Origin of the sequence: Nonomuraea thailandensis, from assembly GCF_024172165.1 — a bacterium.
GTDB lineage: Bacteria > Actinomycetota > Actinomycetes > Streptosporangiales > Streptosporangiaceae > Nonomuraea > Nonomuraea thailandensis.
Genome location: NZ_JAMZEB010000002.1, coordinates 1,227,178 through 1,245,540, shown reverse-complemented (window position 1 = coordinate 1,245,540; position 18,363 = coordinate 1,227,178). Strand labels below are relative to the sequence as shown.

The window sequence follows — 18,363 nt, the reverse complement described above, 5'->3', positions numbered from 1 at the left end:
GCACGGCGGGCGGGTGGCATACCATCGTCGTGTCCCGGAAGGCATCGGCCATGATCTTTTGGCGAGAAACGTTCATGGACGGGGCGTCCGGGGCAGGCTCCACAGCACGCAAAACCCTTGTAAATACGACCCGATTGATGCCGTTTAGCCTGGTAGATGCCTAAATGTCCAGCTGTGATGTGCGTTACAGAAGGCCCTGGGAGCGGAATCTTTCCTACAGGTTTCTTCGTTCCGCGTCATAGCTCAGGACGAAGTCCGTCAGAGCAGTGAAAGCCCCGTAGAGGGGACCTACGACGAAAAGGTTTGGCTGACGATGAACAGCACCACCGTCTCCGCCGAGCTTGGCCTTCGGCTTGTGGTCCCCGACCGTACTACCGTCCCCCTGCTCGCCGGACTGAGTTACACAGCCGACGATCCGTACGCCATCCGCATGGCCTTCCACGTAGGGAACGACGAGCCGGTCGAGTGGATCTTTGCCCGCGAGTTGCTCACCGTGGGCATCGTGAGGCGTGTCGGCGACGGCGACGTGCAGGTGTGGCCCGCGCGCGCCGACGGCGAGCGCACCCTGCACATCAGCCTCACATCGCCCTTCGGGCAGGCGCTCTTCGAGGTGCCGCTGGCCCCGCTGACCGAGTTCCTCCACCGGACCTACGAGAAGGTGCCCGCCGGGCGGGAGACCGACTTCATGGATCTGGACGCCGAGCTGACCAACATGCTCTGGCCGTCCTAGCCGGCACAGGCGCGGAGAAGTCCGGATCCCCAGGGGGCCGGACACAGTTATGCGAAGGGGAGGTTCCGCCACCGGCGGAGCCTCCCCTTCGTCATCGCCACGGCCCGATGGGCGAGGCAGGCGTCTAGGCCGGGAGTGACTCCAGGATCTGGCGCATCCGGGCGATCTCGATGCTCTGCCCCGAGTACACGTCCTTGGCCATCATCCGCATGCGCTGGTCCCGGCCGCCGGCCAGTTGCTCCCCCGCCATCTTCACCGCCCCCTCGTGATGCCTGGTCATGAGCTGCAGGAACATGCGGTCGAAGACCGTGCCCCTGGCCGCGCGCAGCGCGTTCAGCTCCTCCTGCGTCGCCATCCCGTAGCTCGCCCCCTGCTCGTGCCGATGCCCGTCCGGGACCGAGCGGTCCAGCTCCGCCAGCCACGCGGTCATGGCCTTGATCTCCGGCCTCTGCGCCGCCGTGATCTGGCGGGCGAACGCGCGGATCGTCGCCGTGCTCGTGCGCGCCTCCACCATGGAGGTCATCTCCAGCGCCTGCCGGTGGTGCGGGATCATGCCCTCCGCGAACCGCACGTCCGCGGCCACCGTGGGCGACGGCGACGGACCGACCCGCTCCCCCGGTGTCGCCGTGCGGGCCGGCGTGCCCGGGCTGCCCGGCACGATGACCGGCGCCCCCGTGCCCACGGGCGACGAGCCCGCCGGCTCGGCGGGCTGCTGAGAGCAGGCGGTAAGGGCAAATGTCGTCATAACTGTGATGAAGACCGTACGCGGCCCATAACCTCCTGACATAGCTTCCATAGTGGGCTACTAGACAAGGGGGATGCGCGTTGATCTCTGCCAAGTTGCGCGGAGTGTTGCTGTGTACGGTGTTGTTCCTGGCCTCCGCGTGCGCCGCGGGGCCGGTCGCCACCGAGGAGCCGACACCCGCGACCTCTCCGCAGGAGACCAGCGCCGCGGCCGGCACGCCCGCCACGTTGCCTCCCGGCGGCGTGATGACGAGCGACAACGTCAAGCACATCGCCAACGTGCCTCGGACGGCTCCGTTCGACGGCGAGGGCGATCTCGGTACCGATCTTGCGTTCCAGGGCGACTACGCCTACGTGGGGAACTTCGGCGGATTCTCGATCTTCGACATCAGCGACCCGACCAAGCCCCAGCTCGTCAGCCAGGTGTCCTGCCCGGCACAACAGAACGACGTGACCATTTACCAGGATCTGCTGATCCTGTCGATCGACGAACCGCGCGGCGGCCCGGAGTGCGACTCCGGCGACGACGAGCGCAACTGGGAGGGCCTGCGGATCTTCAACGTCAGCGACAAGAAGAGCCCGCAGTACGTGGGCGCGGTCCAGACCGACTGCGGCTCGCACACGCACACGATGGTGCCCGCCGGTGAGACGCTGTACGTCTACGTCTCCTCCCCCGGCCCCGAGCCGGACTCGCAGACCTGCCCGGCGCCGCACGAGCTGATCTCGATCGTGGAGATCCCGGTGAAGTCGCCGGCGTCCGCCAAGGTCGTGGCCAAGCCGGACATCTTCCCCGAGCGGCAGCACTCCGAGTTCGCCTCCGGCTGCCACGACATCACCGCCTACCCGGAGAAGAAGCTGGCCGCGGCCGCCTGCTTCGGCGACGGCGTGCTGCTCGACATCACCGACCCGGTCCGGCCGAAGGTCCTGCAGCAGCTCACCGACCTGGAGAACTTCCAGATCTGGCACTCGGCGACGTTCAACAACGACGGCACGAAGGTCGTGTTCAGCGACGAGCTGGGCGGCGGCGGCCAGGCCACCTGCGACCGCAACACCCCGCCCACCAAGGGCGCGAACGCCGTCTACGACGTGGTCGGCGACAAGCTGGAGCGGCGCGGCTACTTCAAGATCCCGCGCGAGCAGCAGCCGAACGAGAACTGCGTGGCCCACAACGGCTCCCTGATCCCGGTGGACGGCAAGGACATCATGGTCCAGTCGTGGTACCAGGGCGGCGTGTCGATCTGGGACTTCACCGACTCGGCGAACCCGAAGGAGATCGGCTTCTTCGAGCGCGGCCCGTACGAGGGCGGCGGCGTCGTGGGCTCCTGGTCGGCCTACTACTACAACGGCTACATCTTCTCCAGCGACATGACCGAGGGGCTGGACGTCCTGCAGATCACCGACCCGCTGACCGATCCGGCCAAGCAGGTCAAGATGGACGACTTCAACGTGCAGACGCAGAAGTCCTACTAGCCCGCCTCACCGCCTCCTAGGCAGGCCAGCACCGGGCCGAGCGGGAGGCGGCGCTGGAGATGGCGGCGCCGTCCAGGGTGATGGCCGTGGGCCCGATGCGGGCCCACGGCCATTCCAGGGTGAGCAGGAAATCCGTTGCGGGCGGCAGCGGAAACAGCCACAGGGGCATCTGATAAAGGGTGTGAGCGGCATCGCACCGCACCCCTCCGGGAAACCAGGAAAGGCACGGCGGCGCGCAATGGCGATCGTCGCCGGAAACGACTTCGACGCCGCCCGGGTAACGCAGCGAGATGTGCAGCGACGTGCTCTCCTCGCCGGAGAACGCGGTGTCGAGCTGGACCGCCAGCCCCCGTGGAGCAGCGGCGTTACGTGCCACGACGTCGAAGCTCAGCAGGCAGCCGACGTCGTAGGCCTGGATCAGCGGCAGCAGGACGGCGAGTGCGGGAGTGCGCGCGAGCACGCGCTCCACGGTGACGATCGCGCCCATTCTTGAAATCGGCGGCACTGGTGTACCGCCATCCCCACTCATAACGAACTCACATCAGGTTCGGGCGATTCGGCGCGAGAAGCGTAACGCCGCCTGCAGAAAGCCCGGAGCCGAACGCGGAAAATGTAGGGCGAATATAGGGCGGCCCGTTGTCCCCCGGCCTCGCGGCCGGGGAAGGAGGACTCGGGATCAGCGGAACCGCAGGCTCACGGGTTCAGGTCGGCGGCGGAGCGTTCGGCGAAGACGCGCATGACCTTGGTGGTGATCGGGCCGGGGGCGACCGGGAGCTCGGTGTCGTCGACCAGCTTGATCGGCTGCACGTCGCGCGTGGTGGAGGTGAGGAACGCCTCCTCGGCCTCGTACAGCGCGGACAGCGGCACGTCGCTCTCCTCGCCGCCGCACCATTCGAGCACCAGTGCCCTGGTGACGCCGGCCAGGCAGCCCGACTTGAGGGTGGGGGTGAGCAGGCGGCCGTCGCGGACGACGAAGATGTTGGAGCCTGTGCCCTCGCACAGGTCGCCGGCGAGGTTGCCGAAGATGGCCTCGCCGCCGCCGCGCCTCTTCGCGTGCAGCAGGGCCTTGGCGTTGTCGCCGTAGGAGGTGCTCTTGACGCCCGACAGCGCGCCGCGCTCGTTGCGCGGCCACGGCACGACGGCGACGTTCGCGGTGGCGGGGAACGGCTTCTGCTCGTCCACGATGACGACGGAGGTCGTGCCCTGGTCGCCGCGGTCGGAGCCGAGGGGGCCGGGGCCGCTGGTGTAGGTGACGCGGATGCGGCCGAGCGCCCAGGCGGGCGCGACCTCCAGCAGCTTGGTGATGCCGTCGGCGATGGCGTCGACGTCGGGGTCGGGCAGGTCCATGCGCTGGGCGGAGAGCGTGAGCCGGTCGAGGTGCCGGGTGAGCGCGAACGACTCGCCGTTCACGATCTTGATGGTCTCGAAGACGCCGTCGCCGACCATCAGCCCGTGGTCGAAGACCGACACGGTGGCCTGAGCGGGGTCGATCAGCTCCCCGTTGACCCAGACAGGGATGTTCATTCAGTTTCCTCCTGTGGATGCCAGTGAGATGAGCCTGGCTGCTTTGAGCTCGGTCTCGAGCCACTCGCGCCGGGGATCGCTGCCCCAGGTGATGCCCGCTCCCGTGCCGAACCGGATCTCGCTGCCGGAGATCCAGAATGTCCTGATGCCTACGGCCAGCGCCGCCCTGCCTCGGTCGGCGTCGACCCAGCCCACCGCCCCACAGTACGGGCCGCGAGGTGCTGGTTCGAGCTCATTGATGATGCGCAGAGCCGACGATTTCGGCGCGCCCGTGACAGATCCGGGCGGGAAAGTGGCCGCGAACAGCTCCGGCCAGCCCGCCCCCGGCGCGAGCCGGGCCCGCACGGTGGAGACGAGATGGACGAGCCCGGGGTGCTCCTCGACCGCGCACAACGACGGCACCTCGACCGATCCGACGGCGGCGACCCTGCCGAGGTCGTTCCGGACGAGGTCGACGATCATGACGTTCTCGGCGTAGTCCTTGTCGAGAAGGTCGCCGGCGGTCGCGCCGGTGCCCTTGATCGGCCGGGACTCGACGACGTCGCCGTCACGCGACAGGTAGAGCTCTGGCGAGGCCGACACCACGCTCAGGCCGGGGATGTCGATGACGGCCGCGTACGGGGCGGGGTTGCCGGCCGCCAGCCTGGCCGCCAGGGCGAGCGGGTCGGCGTCACGCGGCACGGGCGCGGTCAAGATGCGGCAAAGGTTCGCCTGGTAGACCTCACCCTGCTCGATGTAGTCGCGGATGGCCCACACGCCGCGCTCGTACGCGGCCTGGTCGAGGGAGCTGACCCACTGGCCGGGACGGGGCCCGTGCCAGGAGGCGGCGGGTGCGGGCAGGGGCGCCCTGCGCACCCGGTCGAACCGGGCGCACGTCACCTTGCCCTCGTAGTCGACCACGACGGCCCACCAGCCCTGACCGTCGAGCGCGGCGAGGTCTGAGGTCACATCGCGCAACCCGCTGGCGAGAAAGCCGCCTAAGTGGGCGTATCCGTCGTACACACCTCTATTCTCCCAGCATCTCGACCAGCTCCAGCGCGGCGGGCAGTGGCGCTTCGGGGAGGGCCGCGTAGACCTGGCGTGCGGGTGTCGTACCCCTGAGCGGTCTGAGCACCAGATCCGCCGGTACGGCCCGCGCCGCCAGCTCGGGCACCAGCGTCACCCCGAGCCCCGCGGCGACGAATCCGAACTTGCCCGACCATTCCGCCACCCGCGCCCCGCCGCGCGGCGTGAACCCGGCCGCCGCGCAGGCCGTCACCAGCAGCGTCGGCTGGCCGCGCGGCGCGGCCTCGATCCAGGGCTCCCCCGCCAGGTCGCGCAGGTCCACGTCGGCCTCGCCGGCCAGCCGGTGACCGGCGGGCAGCGCCACCAGCAGCCGGTCCTGTCTCAGCGGCACCGTGCACGCCCCCTCGCCGGGCAGCCCTGCCGGGTAGTCGCTGATCACGGCCACGTCGAGCGCCCCGGCGTGCAGCAGCTCCATCAGCCGGGCGCTGAGCCCCTCGGTCAGCCGCAGCTCGACGCCGGGACGCCGCTCCAGGAACCGCTTGAGCGCGCCCGGCACCAGATCGATGTTGGCCGTGGCGAACGAGCCCACCCGCAGGATGCCCCCGTGCCCCCGGTGGATGGCGGCCAGTTCCTCGCCCGCGCGTTCGAGCCGGTCGAGCACGGCGACGGCGTGCCGGTGCAGGGCCGCGCCCGCGGGTGTCAGGCGTACGCCGCGGGCCAGCCGTTCGAACAACGGCCCTCCGGCGGCGCGTTCCAGCGCGGCGACGCGGCGGGAGACCGCCGACTGGGTGTATCCGAGCAGTTCGGCGGCGGCCGTGAACGAGCCGCTCCTGGCGACCTCGTCGAAGAGCCGCAACGTCCCGGTGTCAAAGGCATTCGTATCATGCATGGCTGCCATGCAATCTAGTCGGTGGTGGAATGCCTTGCACCGGTGTTCACTGAAGCACGTGATCGCATTTCTCGGACAGGGGCGCATGGGCGCCCCCATGGCCTGGCGGCTCGTGTCGGCCGGGCACAAGGTGACGACGTGGCGGCGCTCCGACGGGGTGCCCGTGACCACGGCGGTGGACGGCGCGGATCTGGTCATCACGATGCTGAGCGACCCGGCGGCGGTGCGCGAGGTGCTGACGGCGGCGCTGCCGGGGTTGCGGCCGGGGGCGACGGTGGTGGAGATGTCCACGATCGGCCCCGAGGCGGTGCACGAGCTGCGGACGCTGCTCCCGCCGGAGGTGGGGCTGGTGGACGCGCCGGTGCTGGGCAGCGTGGGCCCCGCCGCCGAGGGCACGCTGACCGTGCTGGCCGGCGGCGACGTGCGGGGATGCCATGAGGTGCTGTCGGTGTTCGGGACGGTGCGCGAGTGCGGGCCGCTCGGGTCCGGCGCGGCCATGAAGATCGCCGTGATGAGCGCGCTCGTGCCGGCCCAGGTGCTGCTGGCCGAGACGTTCGCGTACGGCCAGGCGCACGGCGTGGACCGCGGCGCGCTGATCGACGTGCTGTCGGGCACCCCGCTGGGCGTGCTGGCCGAGCGGCTGCGCGTGCCTGCGGAGCAGACCCGCTACTCGCTGGCCCACGCCACGAAGGACCTGGAGCTGGGGGCGTGGGACGGCGCGACCATGGCCACGGCGGCGCGGGCGAGGCTGCGGGAGGCGCGGGCGGCGGGGCTCGGCGAGCGCGACCTGACGGCGATCGCGGAGCACGCGGCAGGCGTTCGCGGCCACCGGGCGGTGCCGCTCAACCTCTCGGCGATCCCCGCCACGAACGGCATGTACTCGCACGCCGTGCGCGTGGGCGACATGCTCTACGTCTCCGGGCAGGCCGCCTTCGACGAGCACGGGGACATCGTCGGCGAGGGCTCCATGGAGGCCCAGGCCGAGCACGTCTTCCAGGTCATCTCGCGCATCCTCGCCGATCAGGGGGCGACGTTCGAGGACATCGCGTTCATCAGGACGTACCTGACCGACATGGACGACCGGGCCGCGTACGGGCGGGTGCGCAGGAAGTACATCACCGGCACGGCCCCGGCCAGCACGACGGTCGAGGTGTCGAAGCTGTTCATGCCGGGGCTGCTGCTGGAGGTCGACCTGATCGTGGCCCTGCCGGGTTAGTCCAGCGGGCCGGTGACGGTCTCCGCCGCCGCGACCACGCCGCCCTCGGCCACCAGGCGCACGGCCGAGTCGATCTCCGGGGCCAGGAACCGGTCGGGGCCCGGCGCGGGCACGGTCTCGCGCAGCGCCCGGACCACGGCGGCCGTCGCGGGCGCGGGCTCCAGCGGGGCGCGCAGGTCGATCGCGCGGGCGGCGGTGAGCACCTCGACGGCCAGCACCCTGGTGAGCCCGTCGACGGACCTGCGCAGCTTGCGGGCCGCCGACCAGCCCATGGAGACGTGGTCCTCCTGCATGGCCGAGCTGGGGATGGAGTCGACGCTGGCGGGCACGGCCAGGCGCTTCAGCTCCGAGACGATGGCGGCCTGGGTGTACTGGGCGATCATGTGGCCGGAGTCCACGCCGGGGTCGTCGGCCAGGAACGCGGGCAGGCCGTGGTTGCGGGCCACGTCCAGGAAGCGGTCGGTGCGGCGCTCCGACATCGAGGCCAGGTCGGCGGCCACGACGGCGAGGAAGTCCAGCACGTACGCCAGGGGCGCGCCGTGGAAGTTGCCGTTCGACTCGACCCGGCCGTCGGTCAGCACGGCCGGGTTGTCGATGGCGCTGGCCAGCTCCCGGCCGGCCACGGTGGCGGCGTGCGCGATCGTGTCGCGGGCCGCGCCGGCGACCTGGGGCGCGCAGCGCAGGGAGTAGGCGTCCTGGACGCGGGTGCAGGCGGCCGGGTCGCGGTGGCTGGCCATGATGCCCGAGTCGCGCAGCACCTTCGTCATGTTCGCGGCGGACAGCGCCTGGCCCGGGTGCGGCCGCAGCGCCTGCAGCTCGGGGGCGAACACGCGGTCGGTGCCCAGCAGCGCCTCCACGCTCATCGCGGCGCTCACGTCGGCGGTCCTGACCAGCCTGGTGAGGTCGTCGATGGCCAGGATCAGCATGCCGAGCATGCCGTCCGTGCCGTTGATCAGCGCCAGGCCCTCCTTGGCGGCCAGCTCGACCGGGTCGATCCTCGCCTGCTTGAGCGCCTCGGCCGCCGGCTGCACGGTGCCCGAGGCGTCCCGTACGACGCCCTCGCCCATGAGCGTGAGCGCCACGTGCGCCAGCGGAGCCAGATCGCCCGAGCAGCCGAGGCTGCCGTACTCGTGCACGATCGGGGTGATGCCCGCGCTGATCAGCGCGGCCAGGGTCTTGGCCGTGGTCGGCCTGATGCCGGTGTGGCCGGTGGCCAGCGTGCTCAGCCGCAGCAGCATGAGCGCGCGCACCACCTCGGTCTCCACCTCGGGCCCGCTGCCAGCCGCGTGCGAGCGCACCAGCGAGCGCTGGAGCTGGGCACGCAGCGCCGGATCGATGTGCCGGGTGGCCAGCGCGCCGAACCCGGTCGAGATGCCGTACGCGGGCACGGGGCTCTCGGCCAGCTCGTTCACCCGCTGGCGGGCTGCCGCGATGGCGGCGATGGCATCGTCGGTGAGCTGTACGGGGGCTCCGTGGCGGGCCACCCTGATGACGTCGTCGAAGGTCAGGGGCTCCGGACCGACGTTCACGACTCCGTTGTCGCGCATGGTGCGTCTCTCTCGTTCAGGTAACCGGCGTAACCGATGTTAGCCCCTTACCGGAGAACAGTTCGGCCAGCCCCTCCCTGCCCTCGTCCGTGAGGAGCACCGCCCTGGGCACGCTCCCCCGCCGGTACCATCCCCGCTCGAACAGCACCTCCGTGATCGCCGCGCCGAGCGCCCCGCCGAGGTGCGCCCGGCGCTCGGTCCAGTCGAGGCATTCCGGCGCGAAGCGCCTCCTCGACCGGCGCGCGCCCGCGACGTCCACGCCCAGCCGCGACAGCAGCCGCTCCCCCGCCTCCGTCACGTCCTGCCCGTCGTAGTAGCCGCCCTCCCTGAGCCGGTCGAGCAGCCCCACCCCGGCCCGCCCCGCCAGGTGGTCGTAACACGTACGGGCCTCCTCCAGCATCCTGGCCTGCCGCGACTGGCGCAGGGAGCGCACCGGCGGGCGGGCGCTGATCCCGGCCAGCACCTCCAGCACCTCGGCGATCTCGTGCCCGGCCAGGCGGTAGTAGCGGTGGCGGCCCTGGCGGACGACGTCCACGAGCCGGCCGTCGAGCAGCTTGGCCAGGTGGGCGCTCGCGGTGGCCGCGCTCACCCCGGACATCCTGGCCAGCTCCCCCGCGGCCAGCGCCCGCCCGCCCAGCAACGCCGTCAGCATCGCGGCCCGCGTGGGGTCGGCGATCAGCGCGGCTACGGGGGCGATGTCGGCATCCCTGGCGATGTGCTCCATACCTGCGACGCTAGTACGGGAACCCTTCGACGCGTGACGAAGGGTCAGCGCTTGCCCAGCGCCTTCCTGATCAGCTCGCGGGCCCGGTCCATGACCACGAGGGGCGGCCCCATGACCAGGTTCCTCGTCGCGGACTCCGTCCCCGGATGCGGGCGCACCGGCGCGAGCGCCTCGGCCGCGCGCACCGCCGCCGCCATCGCCCGCCGCTCCACGGCGGAGGTGCGGGCGCGCAGCCTGGCGAACTCGTAGCGCTCCTCGCTGCGGGCGTGCGCGGACACGGCCGTACGCAGCGCGGCCAGGCCGTCCCAGAACTGCGGATGGTCCACGCCGCTCTTGTGCAGGTCGAGCAGGAGCCGCTTGGCCCTGTTCTCCTCGGTCAGCCGGTCGGCCACCACGCCGTGGCCGTTGTCGAGCTTCCTGCGCGCGTACGGGTGGACGATCTCCTCCTCGGCCGTCTCGTGCACGGACAACATGCGCGTCAGCCGGTCGAAGGCGTCCGCCACCTTGTCGGGAGGCGCCTGCTCCACCTCGTCGAACAGATCCCTGATCCGGCCGTGCTGGGCCACCAGGAGCTCGATGACATCTTGTTCAGCCACGTCAGCGCCCGTACCCGGGCCCGCCCCCGGCACGCCCCGCCTTACCGAACGCGGACCGAACGCGGAGAGTTGCCCGCGAAGGCCCCGGGTACGCGCAGCGACATGGCCTTCGACCCACTCCAGCAGCGGGGCATCCCGCTGGACGAGCAGCTACGCGACTGGCGGGAGCTGAACGTCACGCCGATCGACCCGGACCACGCCGATCCGTACACGCGGTGCCGGATCATCACCATGAACGGGATCGAGGTGGAGGCCGTCCTGTTCAGCCACCAGCTCGCCCGCCACTGCCCCGACCTGGAGATCAAGCGGCAGCTCGCCCGGGTGCGCTACATCGAGGCGCAGCAGCAGAAGGCGGTCAACTGGCTGCTGCCGGGATCGTCGTCGGTGCTGGAGACCACGATCGCCTACGAGCAGGTGGCGGTGGACCTGACCGCCTGGGTGGCCCGGATGGAGCCGGACGATTACCTGCGGCAGGCCTACCAGTTCGGGGTCCTGGAGGACTTCGACCACCTCTACCGGTACGCCAACCTGTACGAGATGATCGAGCACCGCAAGGCCGAGAAGATCGTCGACAACCTGACCGAGGTCATGCCGGGCCGCCCCACGTACCTGCACCACCGCGACCCGATGGACAACGTGCGGCAGCCCTACGAGCGCAGCGTCACCGAGCCGCTGTCCCGGCTGCACGCGCTGACGATCATGTCGGCCGAGCAGCAGACGATGAACTTCTACATGAACGTCGGGCCGATGTACATGGAGCCGATCGCCCGGCAGCTCTACCAGGAGATCGGGATGGTGGAGGAGGAGCACGTCACCCACTACGAGTCGCTGGTCGACCCCGGCGAGAGCCTGTGGGAGCAGTTGCTCAACCACGAGTACAACGAGTGCTACCTGTACTACTCGTTCATGGAGACCGAGTCCGACCCCAAGGTGAAGAACATCTGGGAGCTGCACCTCAACATGGAGCTGGAGCACCTGCGGCTGGCCGCCGAGCTGTTCAAGCGGTTCGACGGGCGCGATCCCGACCAGGTGCTCGCTCCCGCGCTGCCGCCGCCGGTGACGTTCGAGCCGAACAAGGGGTACATCCGCGAGCTGCTCGCCACCCAGATCGACTGCACCACGCTGGGCACCGGGTACGTGCGGGAGGCGCACGAGCGTTTCACCCGGATGCAGGAGGCCGTGATGGGCGGCGAGAAGCCGGCGTCGGAGCGCGTGATCGACGACAACCGGGCGATCTCCGGCCGCGAGTACCGGCTGGAGACGGAGGGGCCGCATCCGGCCGGCCTGCAGTTCAGCCGCTGATCGCCGCCAGGCTCGGAGGGGCCCTGCGGCTCGGCCGCTCATCGCCGCCGGGTTAGAGTCTGGCCCCATGACAACTGTCGCGCTCGTCACCGGCGCATCGCGGGGCCTCGGGGCCGCCGTCGCCCGCAGGCTGGCCGCCGACGGCCTGGCCGTGGCCGTCAACTACCGCTCGGACCGGGCCGGAGCCGAGCAGGTGGCCGGCTCCATCCGCGCGGCGGGCGGCGTCGCCGAGGCGTTCGCCGCCGACATCACGGACGAGAGCGCCGTCGAGGGCCTGGTCGCCGCCGTCGCCGACCGGCTCGGCCCGGTGGGGGTGCTGGTGGCCAACGCGACAGGCCCGCAGCCGGCCGCCGGGGTCGAGGAGCTCACCTGGCAGGCGCACCTCGACCAGCTCACGTTCTTCGTCAAGAGCCCGACGCTGCTCGTGCAGGCGGTCCTGCCGGGCATGCGGGAACGGGGCGGCGGCCGCGTCATCCAGATCGGCTCCGACATCGTGGACCGCAAGCTGCCCGAGACCTCCGCCTACACCGCCGCCAAGGCCGCCCAGCACGCCCTCACCGAGGTGTGGGCCAGGGAGCTGGGCCCGTACGGCATCACGGTGAACGTGGTCGCGCCCGGCTGGATCCCCGTGGAGCGGCACGAGGGCCTGGACGAGAGCGCGTACCGGGAGGAGGTGCCGCTGGGGCGGATGGGCATGCCGGAGGACGTGGCGGCGGCGGTGTCGTACCTCGCCTCGGAGGGCGGCGCGTTCGTCACCGGCCAGCGCGTCACCGTCAACGGCGGGCACACGTGACCTGGGTGGGCACATTCCAGTTTGGGGACTGGGCCAGGATTCGCTAGAGTTCTCTCGTCGCCCCGGGTGAAAGCCACGGGGTGGATGCGGAAGTGGCTCAGTGGTAGAGCATCACCTTGCCAAGGTGAGGGTCGCGGGTTCGAATCCCGTCTTCCGCTCGGAGCTTCCGGCTCGGTGGCGTGGCCGAGAGGCGAGGCAGCGGCCTGCAAAGCCGTCCACACGGGTTCAAATCCCGTCGCCACCTCGCGAGGACGATTAGCTCAGCGGGAGAGCGCTTCCCTGACACGGAAGAGGTCACTGGTTCAATCCCAGTATCGTCCACCACACTTCAAGGCCCTGGCTGATCAGCCAGGGCCTTCGTGTTTCCCTGGGCGGAAGGTCTCCGAAGCACGAGCCGCACCGGGCCACAGACCGCAGCGTCACGCCTGAGCTGCGGGGTGCGGGCCGGGGCGGGCGCTGCTGTTGCTGGAGGGCCGGCGGGGGCCGGTCATGCGACCTCGCGGAGGCGGGGGGCTGGCGCGGTGGTCAGTTCCGGGTCACCGCGGTGCGGGCGCGGGTCGTGGCGGGCACATGACAGGGCGTGGTGAAGACGACCCGGACTTTTCTGCTCGCCACCGCGGGCTCAGCGCTGGGCCTGGCCGTCCTGGGCGCGTTGCCGCCGGTCGGCGCGTTCCTGGTGGAGCGGGCCGTCGCGGCGGCGCTGGTGTTCCCCGGTATGGGGCAGGGCCGGGCGGCGGGCACGGGCGTGACGCTCGTCCTGTTCAGCGTGATGCTGACCGGCGGGGCGTATCTGGCGTACAGGTGGGCCGGGTTCGGGGAGTCGCGGGTCGGGCTGCTCGTGTGCTGGGGGTTGATGGGCGGGCCCGCCGGGGTGCTGGCCGTGCTGGTGTGGGCGCGGGGGCACCGGTTGCCGTTCGGACCCTACGTCGGGGACGCCGCCGCCTGGGGGATGGCGATCGCCCTGCCGGCCGCGGCGGTGGCGATGGCCGCGACGCGGGTGTTGCCCGCCGCCGGGCGGGAGCGGAGCCGGGCGTTCAGGCCCCGTGCGTGGGTGTTGCCGTGCCTGGCGGCCGGGTGGTCGGTGGTGTGGAGCGTGCTGCTGCGCGAACGGTTGCCGCTGCTGGGCTGGCTGCCGCTGTCGTTCAGCTATTTCGAGCAGGTGGCGGTGGTGCTGGCGACGGTCGCGGCGGCGTCGCTGGAGGAGGCGCTGCGGCGGCGGCTGCCCGTGGAGGGGCGGCCCGGCAGGGCGTTCGTGCTGGCGTGGATCGCGCTGTCGGTGGCGCCCGTCGTGTACGCGGCCGTCGTGGCCATCGATCACGGCATGCGCGAGCTGCTGCTGGCCGCGCCGCTGGGCACCGGGTGGATGGCCGAGTACCTGAGCGATCTGACGGCGGTGCTGGTGGCCACCCCCGCGCAGACGGCCCTGCCGCCGCTGGTGCTCGCGGTGGCGGCGACCGGGGTGCAACGGCTGCTGCCCGCCACGGAGAGAGCGCCGGGCCCGGCCGACGCCGTGCGGACCGACCGGCGGTGGGGCCTGGTGGTGGCGGGGGCGGCCGTCGCGCTGACGTACTTCTGCCTGGCCGTGACCTCGCGCTTCCCGCTGCTGACGCGGCGCACGTACGACGATGAGACGCCCGTGACGGTGCGGGCGGTGGCGCTGCTCGCCCCGCCCGATCCGGCGCTGGGCCGGGTCGCGCTGGTGTGGTTATGGGCGATCCCCGCGGTGTTCGCGGTGGCGGCGGCGGTGCTCGTGTACGTCGCGGTACGCGGGCAGCTCGCCGGTGTCTTTCCCGTGTCGTCCTATCCGGTGCTGGTGGCGGCGCTCGCGCTGGCCGCCGGGCTGGCGTGGAACGTGGGCGGTCTGGTGGGCCTCGCGGTGACCGGGGGGCGGCCCGCCGGGATCTGGCCCGCGGCGGAGGCGGCCTGGTTCACGGTGTTCGCGGCTCCGGTGTTCGGGGCGGTGCTGTTCATCGTGCACTCGCAGGTGGGGGTGGCGCGGTTCGTCCGGGTCGTGGAGCTGGAGGACGGGCAGACGTGGGGGAAGCTGGCCGAGCAGTACCGGGCGTGGAAGGAGCAGGTGCGCGAGCACGTGCCGGAAAGGAGGGAGCGCGCCCTCGTCGCGGCCAGGGCGGCCGGGGGCGCGCTGGTCCTGGCCGTGGTCGCGGGCGCGGTCCAGGGGTTCGGCGGGATGCATGACGCCGGCGAGGTGGCGGGGTCCGGTCCGGGCGGGCTGTTCCTGGTCCTTCCCGTGTTGCCGGCAGGGGTGCCGGTGGACGGCCTGACCGGGCCGGCCTATCTCGTGCTGCTCGCGGCCCTGGTCTACGCGGGGCTGGCGAGGGTGAACCTACGGGAGCGCCGCTGGGCGGCGTGGCTGACGGTGTGGGGCATGTCGGTGCTCGCCGGTGCGGCGGCCGGGCTCGGCACGCCCGCGGGGCTGCAGCTCGGGCTGCTGGCCGGGCCGTTCGCGGTGGCCGGGGCGGCGGTCACGGTGCGGCGCAGGGCGCTGTCGGCGGGAGGCGTGGTGCTGGCCCTGGTGGCGGTGGCGCCGCTGGTGCTCGCGGGCCGGGAACGGGCGCCGCTCGTGATCGGCACGGCCGGGTGGCGGGAGCGGCCGGCCGGGCTCACCGTCGACGTCTCCTACCCGCGGGCCGCGGGCGCGCCGGACGCGGCCCGCGTCAACGCGGCGCTGGTCGCGCCGGTGCGGGCGTACGTGGACGAGGCGCTGCGACGGCACCGCCAGGCCCAGGCCCAGGCCCCCGCTCCCACCGGCCCCCAGACCCCTGTCCCCGCTCCCACCGGACCGCTCGCCTCCGGGGCCGCGTTCACCGGCCCGCTGGACCACGGGGCCATGCAGGCGCCGACCGTGCTGACCGGTTCGTACGTGCTCGTCCGTAACGACGCCTGGATCGTCTCCGTCCGGTACGCGCTGACAGGCGAGCTCGGCCGCGCCGTCACCTACGACCGGCGCGAGGGCCGCGCGCTGACGGTCCGGGACGTCTTCACCCCGGCCGCGTTCACCCCGGCGGGACGGCGGCTGCTGGCAGAGGCGGTACGGCCCTTCGCCCCCGAGGGCCACGATCCCAGGACGGTGAGCGTGGACGGCCACCGCCTGCTGGTCAACCTCGCCCCGGGCGCCGTGGAGCTCACGTTCGGCCGCGACTACTTCTGCGTCCCCTGCGCCCCGTTCACGGCACGGGTGCCGGACGAGCGGCTGAGCGGCCTGGTCATCCGGCGTTCTTAGCGCGACGATCAACCCATGGACACTCAGGAGCTCGCCGACCGATTAGAGATCACCGGCCTGCTGGCGCGGTACACGTACGCCATCGACTCGGGGCAGTGGGACCTGCTCGACGAGGTGTTCTGTCAGGACGCGGTGATCGACTACAGCTCCTCCGGCGGCATCACGGGCACCAGGGACGAGGTCAAGGCGTGGCTGGCCGAGGTGCTGGTGCACTGGCCGGCCAGGCTGCACCTGATCGGCGCCGCCCGGATCGACTTCCACGACGGGGAGGCCCTGGTGAGCGCGCCCTTCACCGACACCCTGGCCCCGACGCGGGAGATGGTGGCCGCGCGGACCGAGGGCTTCCTGCACGGCGGCGGTTACTACCATCACCGCATGCGCCGCACCCCCGACGGCTGGCGCAGCACCGAGCTGGTGGAGGAGCAGGCCTGGCGCACTGTGTGCTGAAATGCCGGAAATCTCCCTCCGCTTATTCGGTTCCGAAAATTTCCGGATTGAGGTGGAATTGAACCGGACGACGGTCGGGAGCCGTCTCCAAGGTTGTTCACCCGATGGTTCATCGGCCGGGGAAGCGGAGCGGTGGGAGGCCCGCCACCCCATGGGTGCGCCAGGTATTCCGGCTGCCACGGGGGTAAGGCCAGTGATCGAGACACTGGAGTGGACTCTCCTCGACGGAGAGCACGCGCTGCTCGTCAAGGGGGACATGCGGCGGGCACGCGAACGCTTCGACAACGCCTACGCGGAGGCGGCGCACCGGGGCGAGGCCGACGCGCTCGCCAGGGCGGCGCTCGGCCTGGGCGGGATGTGGGTGCACGAGCACCGCACGGCCGCGGCGGCGGCGACGGTGCGCGTGCGCCAGCGGGACGCGCTGGCGCGGCTCGACCCGGGCTCGCCGCTGGCCCTGCGGCTGCGGATCAGGCTGGCGGCCGAGGACGACTACCGCACGGGCGGCCAGGACACGGTCACGGCGCTGGTGGCCGAGGCCAGGGCCGCCGGCGACCCGGTGGCGCTGGCCGAGGCGCTGAGCCTGGCGCACCACTGCATGCTCGGCCCGGACGACGGGGCGCGGCGGACGGAGCTGGCCAGGGAGCTGATCGGGGTGGCCTCCCGTACGGGACGCCGCTCGGACCTGCTCATCGGCCTGCTGTGGCGCACCGTGGACCTGCTCCTGGAGGCCGACCCGCACGCCGAGCGGGCCCTGGGCGAGCTGCGCGGCGCGCTGGACGGCGAGGGGCAGCAGGCGATCGAGTTCGTGGTCGGCGCGATCGAGGTGATGCTGAGCACCCGGGGCGGCCGGTTCGAGCACGCCGAGGAGCGCGCCGCCGCCTGCTACGAGCGGGGCCTGGCGGCCGGCGACCACGACGCGCCCGGCTGGTACGTCCGCCAGCTCGCCGCCATCCGCTGGTACCAGGGCCGGATCGGCGAGCTCGTCCCCCTGCTGACCGGCCTGCTGAACTCGCCCACGCTGCCCGCCGTGGACGACTCCCCGTACGCGGGCCTGGCGGTGGCCGCCGCGGTGGCCGGGGACCGGCGGCTGGCCGAGGGCATGCTGGCCCGGCTGCGCCGCGGCGTCCTGGCCGACCGGCCGCGCACGAGCACGTGGCTGATGTCGATGTACGCGATCGTGGAGGCGGCCGACCTGCTGGGCGACGCCGAGCTCGCCGGCAGGGCGGCGGCGCTGCTGGCCCCGTACGCGGCGCTGCCCGTCATGACCAGCCCGGGCATCGTCTGCTTCGGCTCCGCCCGGCACAGCCTGGGCGTGGCCGCGATCACCACCGGCGACCTGGACCTGGCGGTCACGCACCTGCGCAGGGCCGTCCACGAGAACCTGGCGCTGGGCCACTGGCCCGCGGTCGCGCTGTCACGCTCGCGGCTGGGCCAGGCGCTCGCGCTGCGCGACGGGCCCAGGGACGAGGGGGCGCGCAGGCAGCTCGCGCTGGCCGACCAGGAGGCCGGGACGCTCGGCATGCACGTGCCCCGTCACGTGGCCGAGCGCGTCACCTGCCGCCAGGCGGGCCCGCGGTGGCGGGTGGAGCTGGGCGCGCGGACCGCGCTGGTGGACCACTGCGTGGGCATGCTGCACCTGGCGGCGTTGCTGGCCAACCCCGGCAGGGAGATCCCGGCCGCGGACCTGGCAGCGGGGACGCCGGACTCCGTGCCGGCGCAGGCGCCGGCCCAGCGGGTGCTGGACGGGCCGGCGGGCCGGGCGTACCGGAACCGGCTGGCGCAGCTCGACGCCGAGATCGCGGAGCTGGCGGCCAACCACCAGCCCCAGCAGGCGCAGCAGCGGCGGGCCGAGCGTGACTGGCTGGTGGCGGAGCTGGCCGCGGCGGCCGGGCTGGGCGGCCGGCCGCGCACGTTCGGCGGCAGCGAGGAGCGGGCCCGCACGGCGGTCGGCAAGGCGATCAGGCGGGCCGTGGATCGGGTCGCGATAGCCGATCCCGTCATCGGCGCGGAGCTGCGGGCGACCGTGCGGACCGGTCTGCGCTGCTCGTACGACCCCGGCTGACCAGCGCGAACAGTCACAGCTACAGACATATCGCGTTTGTGGCCAGCCGTGTTGCGGGCAGCGCCAATGCGGG

General features: G+C 72.2%; 17 protein-coding genes and 3 tRNA genes. 12 read left to right on the top strand and 8 right to left on the bottom strand.

What is annotated here, in order from left to right:
* Positions 1 to 313: 313 nt before the first annotated feature.
* Positions 314 to 730 carry an SsgA family sporulation/cell division regulator gene (locus HD597_RS09870; protein WP_020547189.1) on the top strand — a complete coding sequence of 139 codons (417 nt, stop codon included), beginning with the start codon at positions 314 to 316 and terminating at the stop codon, positions 728 to 730.
* 124 nt (positions 731 to 854) lie between these two features.
* Here the strand turns inward: HD597_RS09870 and HD597_RS09865 are convergent, their stop codons facing one another.
* On the bottom strand, positions 855 to 1,283 hold the full coding sequence (locus tag HD597_RS09865) for a DUF305 domain-containing protein (RefSeq protein ID WP_253741674.1): 429 nt from the start codon (positions 1,281 to 1,283) through the stop codon (positions 855 to 857).
* Here HD597_RS09865 and HD597_RS09860 point away from each other — a divergent pair.
* Together HD597_RS09860 and HD597_RS09855 are read left to right on the top strand one after the other, a co-directional pair.
* Positions 1,282 to 1,446, top strand: a complete 165-nt coding sequence (locus HD597_RS09860) for a hypothetical protein (protein WP_253741673.1) — start codon at positions 1,282 to 1,284, stop codon at positions 1,444 to 1,446. The genes HD597_RS09865 and HD597_RS09860 overlap by 2 nt on opposite strands.
* Positions 1,447 to 1,555: 109 nt before the next feature.
* Positions 1,556 to 2,944, top strand: coding sequence for an LVIVD repeat-containing protein (locus HD597_RS09855; protein WP_253741672.1), 1,389 nt, complete (start codon positions 1,556 to 1,558; stop codon positions 2,942 to 2,944).
* Between the two features lie 16 nt (positions 2,945 to 2,960).
* Here the strand turns inward: HD597_RS09855 and HD597_RS09850 are convergent, their stop codons facing one another.
* From HD597_RS09850 to HD597_RS09835, 4 genes are all read right to left on the bottom strand, one after another.
* Positions 2,961 to 3,431 carry a hypothetical protein gene (locus HD597_RS09850; protein ID WP_253741671.1) on the bottom strand — a complete coding sequence of 157 codons (471 nt, stop codon included), beginning with the start codon at positions 3,429 to 3,431 and terminating at the stop codon, positions 2,961 to 2,963.
* Positions 3,432 to 3,637: 206 nt separating this feature from the next.
* Positions 3,638 to 4,468, bottom strand: a complete 831-nt coding sequence (locus HD597_RS09845; RefSeq protein ID WP_253741670.1) for an aminotransferase class IV — start codon at positions 4,466 to 4,468, stop codon at positions 3,638 to 3,640.
* On the bottom strand, positions 4,469 to 5,416 hold the full coding sequence (locus HD597_RS09840; RefSeq protein ID WP_253741669.1) for a chorismate-binding protein: 948 nt from the start codon (positions 5,414 to 5,416) through the stop codon (positions 4,469 to 4,471).
* A 58-nt stretch (positions 5,417 to 5,474) separates the two neighbouring features.
* Positions 5,475 to 6,362 carry a LysR family transcriptional regulator gene (locus HD597_RS09835; protein WP_253741668.1) on the bottom strand — a complete coding sequence of 296 codons (888 nt, stop codon included), beginning with the start codon at positions 6,360 to 6,362 and terminating at the stop codon, positions 5,475 to 5,477.
* A gap of 58 nt (positions 6,363 to 6,420) precedes the next feature.
* Here HD597_RS09835 and HD597_RS09830 point away from each other — a divergent pair, with 58 nt between their 5' ends.
* Positions 6,421 to 7,578, top strand: coding sequence for a Rid family hydrolase (locus HD597_RS09830; protein WP_253741667.1), 1,158 nt, complete (start codon positions 6,421 to 6,423; stop codon positions 7,576 to 7,578).
* Here HD597_RS09830 and hutH read toward each other — a convergent pair.
* Genes hutH through HD597_RS64355 form a run of 3 tightly spaced genes read right to left on the bottom strand, consistent with a single transcriptional unit; the run spans position 7,575 to position 10,445 of the window.
* Positions 7,575 to 9,125, bottom strand: a complete 1,551-nt coding sequence (gene hutH, locus HD597_RS09825) for a histidine ammonia-lyase (RefSeq protein ID WP_253741666.1) — start codon at positions 9,123 to 9,125, stop codon at positions 7,575 to 7,577. The genes HD597_RS09830 and hutH overlap by 4 nt on opposite strands.
* A 16-nt stretch (positions 9,126 to 9,141) precedes the next feature.
* Positions 9,142 to 9,849: an ArsR/SmtB family transcription factor gene (locus tag HD597_RS09820; RefSeq protein ID WP_253741664.1), complete on the bottom strand. Its 708-nt coding sequence runs from the start codon at positions 9,847 to 9,849 to the stop codon at positions 9,142 to 9,144.
* Positions 9,850 to 9,893: 44 nt separating this feature from the next.
* Positions 9,894 to 10,445 carry a hemerythrin domain-containing protein gene (locus tag HD597_RS64355; protein ID WP_308210581.1) on the bottom strand — a complete coding sequence of 184 codons (552 nt, stop codon included), beginning with the start codon at positions 10,443 to 10,445 and terminating at the stop codon, positions 9,894 to 9,896.
* Between the two features lie 102 nt (positions 10,446 to 10,547).
* Here HD597_RS64355 and HD597_RS09810 point away from each other — a divergent pair, with 102 nt between their 5' ends.
* The 8 genes from HD597_RS09810 (at position 10,548) to HD597_RS09775 (ending at position 18,290) form a co-directional block, all read left to right on the top strand.
* On the top strand, positions 10,548 to 11,747 hold the full coding sequence (locus tag HD597_RS09810) for a ferritin-like domain-containing protein (RefSeq protein WP_253741662.1): 1,200 nt from the start codon (positions 10,548 to 10,550) through the stop codon (positions 11,745 to 11,747).
* A 67-nt stretch (positions 11,748 to 11,814) separates the two neighbouring features.
* On the top strand, positions 11,815 to 12,540 hold the full coding sequence (locus HD597_RS09805) for an SDR family NAD(P)-dependent oxidoreductase (RefSeq protein WP_253741660.1): 726 nt from the start codon (positions 11,815 to 11,817) through the stop codon (positions 12,538 to 12,540).
* 86 nt (positions 12,541 to 12,626) lie between these two features.
* Positions 12,627 to 12,698, top strand: a tRNA-Gly gene (locus HD597_RS09800).
* Positions 12,699 to 12,713: 15 nt separating this feature from the next.
* Positions 12,714 to 12,784, top strand: a tRNA-Cys gene (locus tag HD597_RS09795).
* A 5-nt stretch (positions 12,785 to 12,789) separates the two neighbouring features.
* Positions 12,790 to 12,864, top strand: a tRNA-Val gene (locus HD597_RS09790).
* Between the two features lie 256 nt (positions 12,865 to 13,120).
* On the top strand, positions 13,121 to 15,781 hold the full coding sequence (locus tag HD597_RS64350; RefSeq protein WP_276082871.1) for a hypothetical protein: 2,661 nt from the start codon (positions 13,121 to 13,123) through the stop codon (positions 15,779 to 15,781).
* A 15-nt stretch (positions 15,782 to 15,796) separates the two neighbouring features.
* A complete protein-coding gene (locus HD597_RS09780; protein WP_253741658.1) occupies positions 15,797 to 16,228 on the top strand; it encodes a nuclear transport factor 2 family protein in 432 nt (143 codons plus the stop codon).
* Between the two features lie 193 nt (positions 16,229 to 16,421).
* The gene (locus tag HD597_RS09775) at positions 16,422 to 18,290 is read left to right on the top strand and encodes a hypothetical protein (RefSeq protein WP_253741656.1); all 1,869 of its coding nucleotides are present in this window, start codon (positions 16,422 to 16,424) and stop codon (positions 18,288 to 18,290) included.
* Positions 18,291 to 18,363: the final 73 nt, after the last annotated feature.

Excerpts from the sequence above, each read along its gene's own strand:
- HD597_RS09835 (WP_253741668.1), bottom strand. The coding sequence starts at position 6,362 with ATGCATGATACGAATGCCTTTGACACCGGGACGTTGCGGCTCTTCGAC.
- HD597_RS09860 (WP_253741673.1), top strand. The coding sequence starts at position 1,282 with ATGCCCTCCGCGAACCGCACGTCCGCGGCCACCGTGGGCGACGGCGAC.
- HD597_RS09810 (WP_253741662.1), top strand. The coding sequence starts at position 10,548 with ATGGCCTTCGACCCACTCCAGCAGCGGGGCATCCCGCTGGACGAGCAG.
- HD597_RS09845 (WP_253741670.1), bottom strand. The coding sequence starts at position 4,468 with ATGAACATCCCTGTCTGGGTCAACGGGGAGCTGATCGACCCCGCTCAG.
- HD597_RS09820 (WP_253741664.1), bottom strand. The coding sequence starts at position 9,849 with ATGGAGCACATCGCCAGGGATGCCGACATCGCCCCCGTAGCCGCGCTG.
- HD597_RS09865 (WP_253741674.1), bottom strand. The coding sequence starts at position 1,283 with ATGATCCCGCACCACCGGCAGGCGCTGGAGATGACCTCCATGGTGGAG.
- HD597_RS09805 (WP_253741660.1), top strand. The coding sequence starts at position 11,815 with ATGACAACTGTCGCGCTCGTCACCGGCGCATCGCGGGGCCTCGGGGCC.
- HD597_RS09850 (WP_253741671.1), bottom strand. The coding sequence starts at position 3,431 with ATGGGCGCGATCGTCACCGTGGAGCGCGTGCTCGCGCGCACTCCCGCA.
- hutH (WP_253741666.1), bottom strand. The coding sequence starts at position 9,125 with ATGCGCGACAACGGAGTCGTGAACGTCGGTCCGGAGCCCCTGACCTTC.
- HD597_RS09780 (WP_253741658.1), top strand. The coding sequence starts at position 15,797 with ATGGACACTCAGGAGCTCGCCGACCGATTAGAGATCACCGGCCTGCTG.
- HD597_RS09870 (WP_020547189.1), top strand. The coding sequence starts at position 314 with ATGAACAGCACCACCGTCTCCGCCGAGCTTGGCCTTCGGCTTGTGGTC.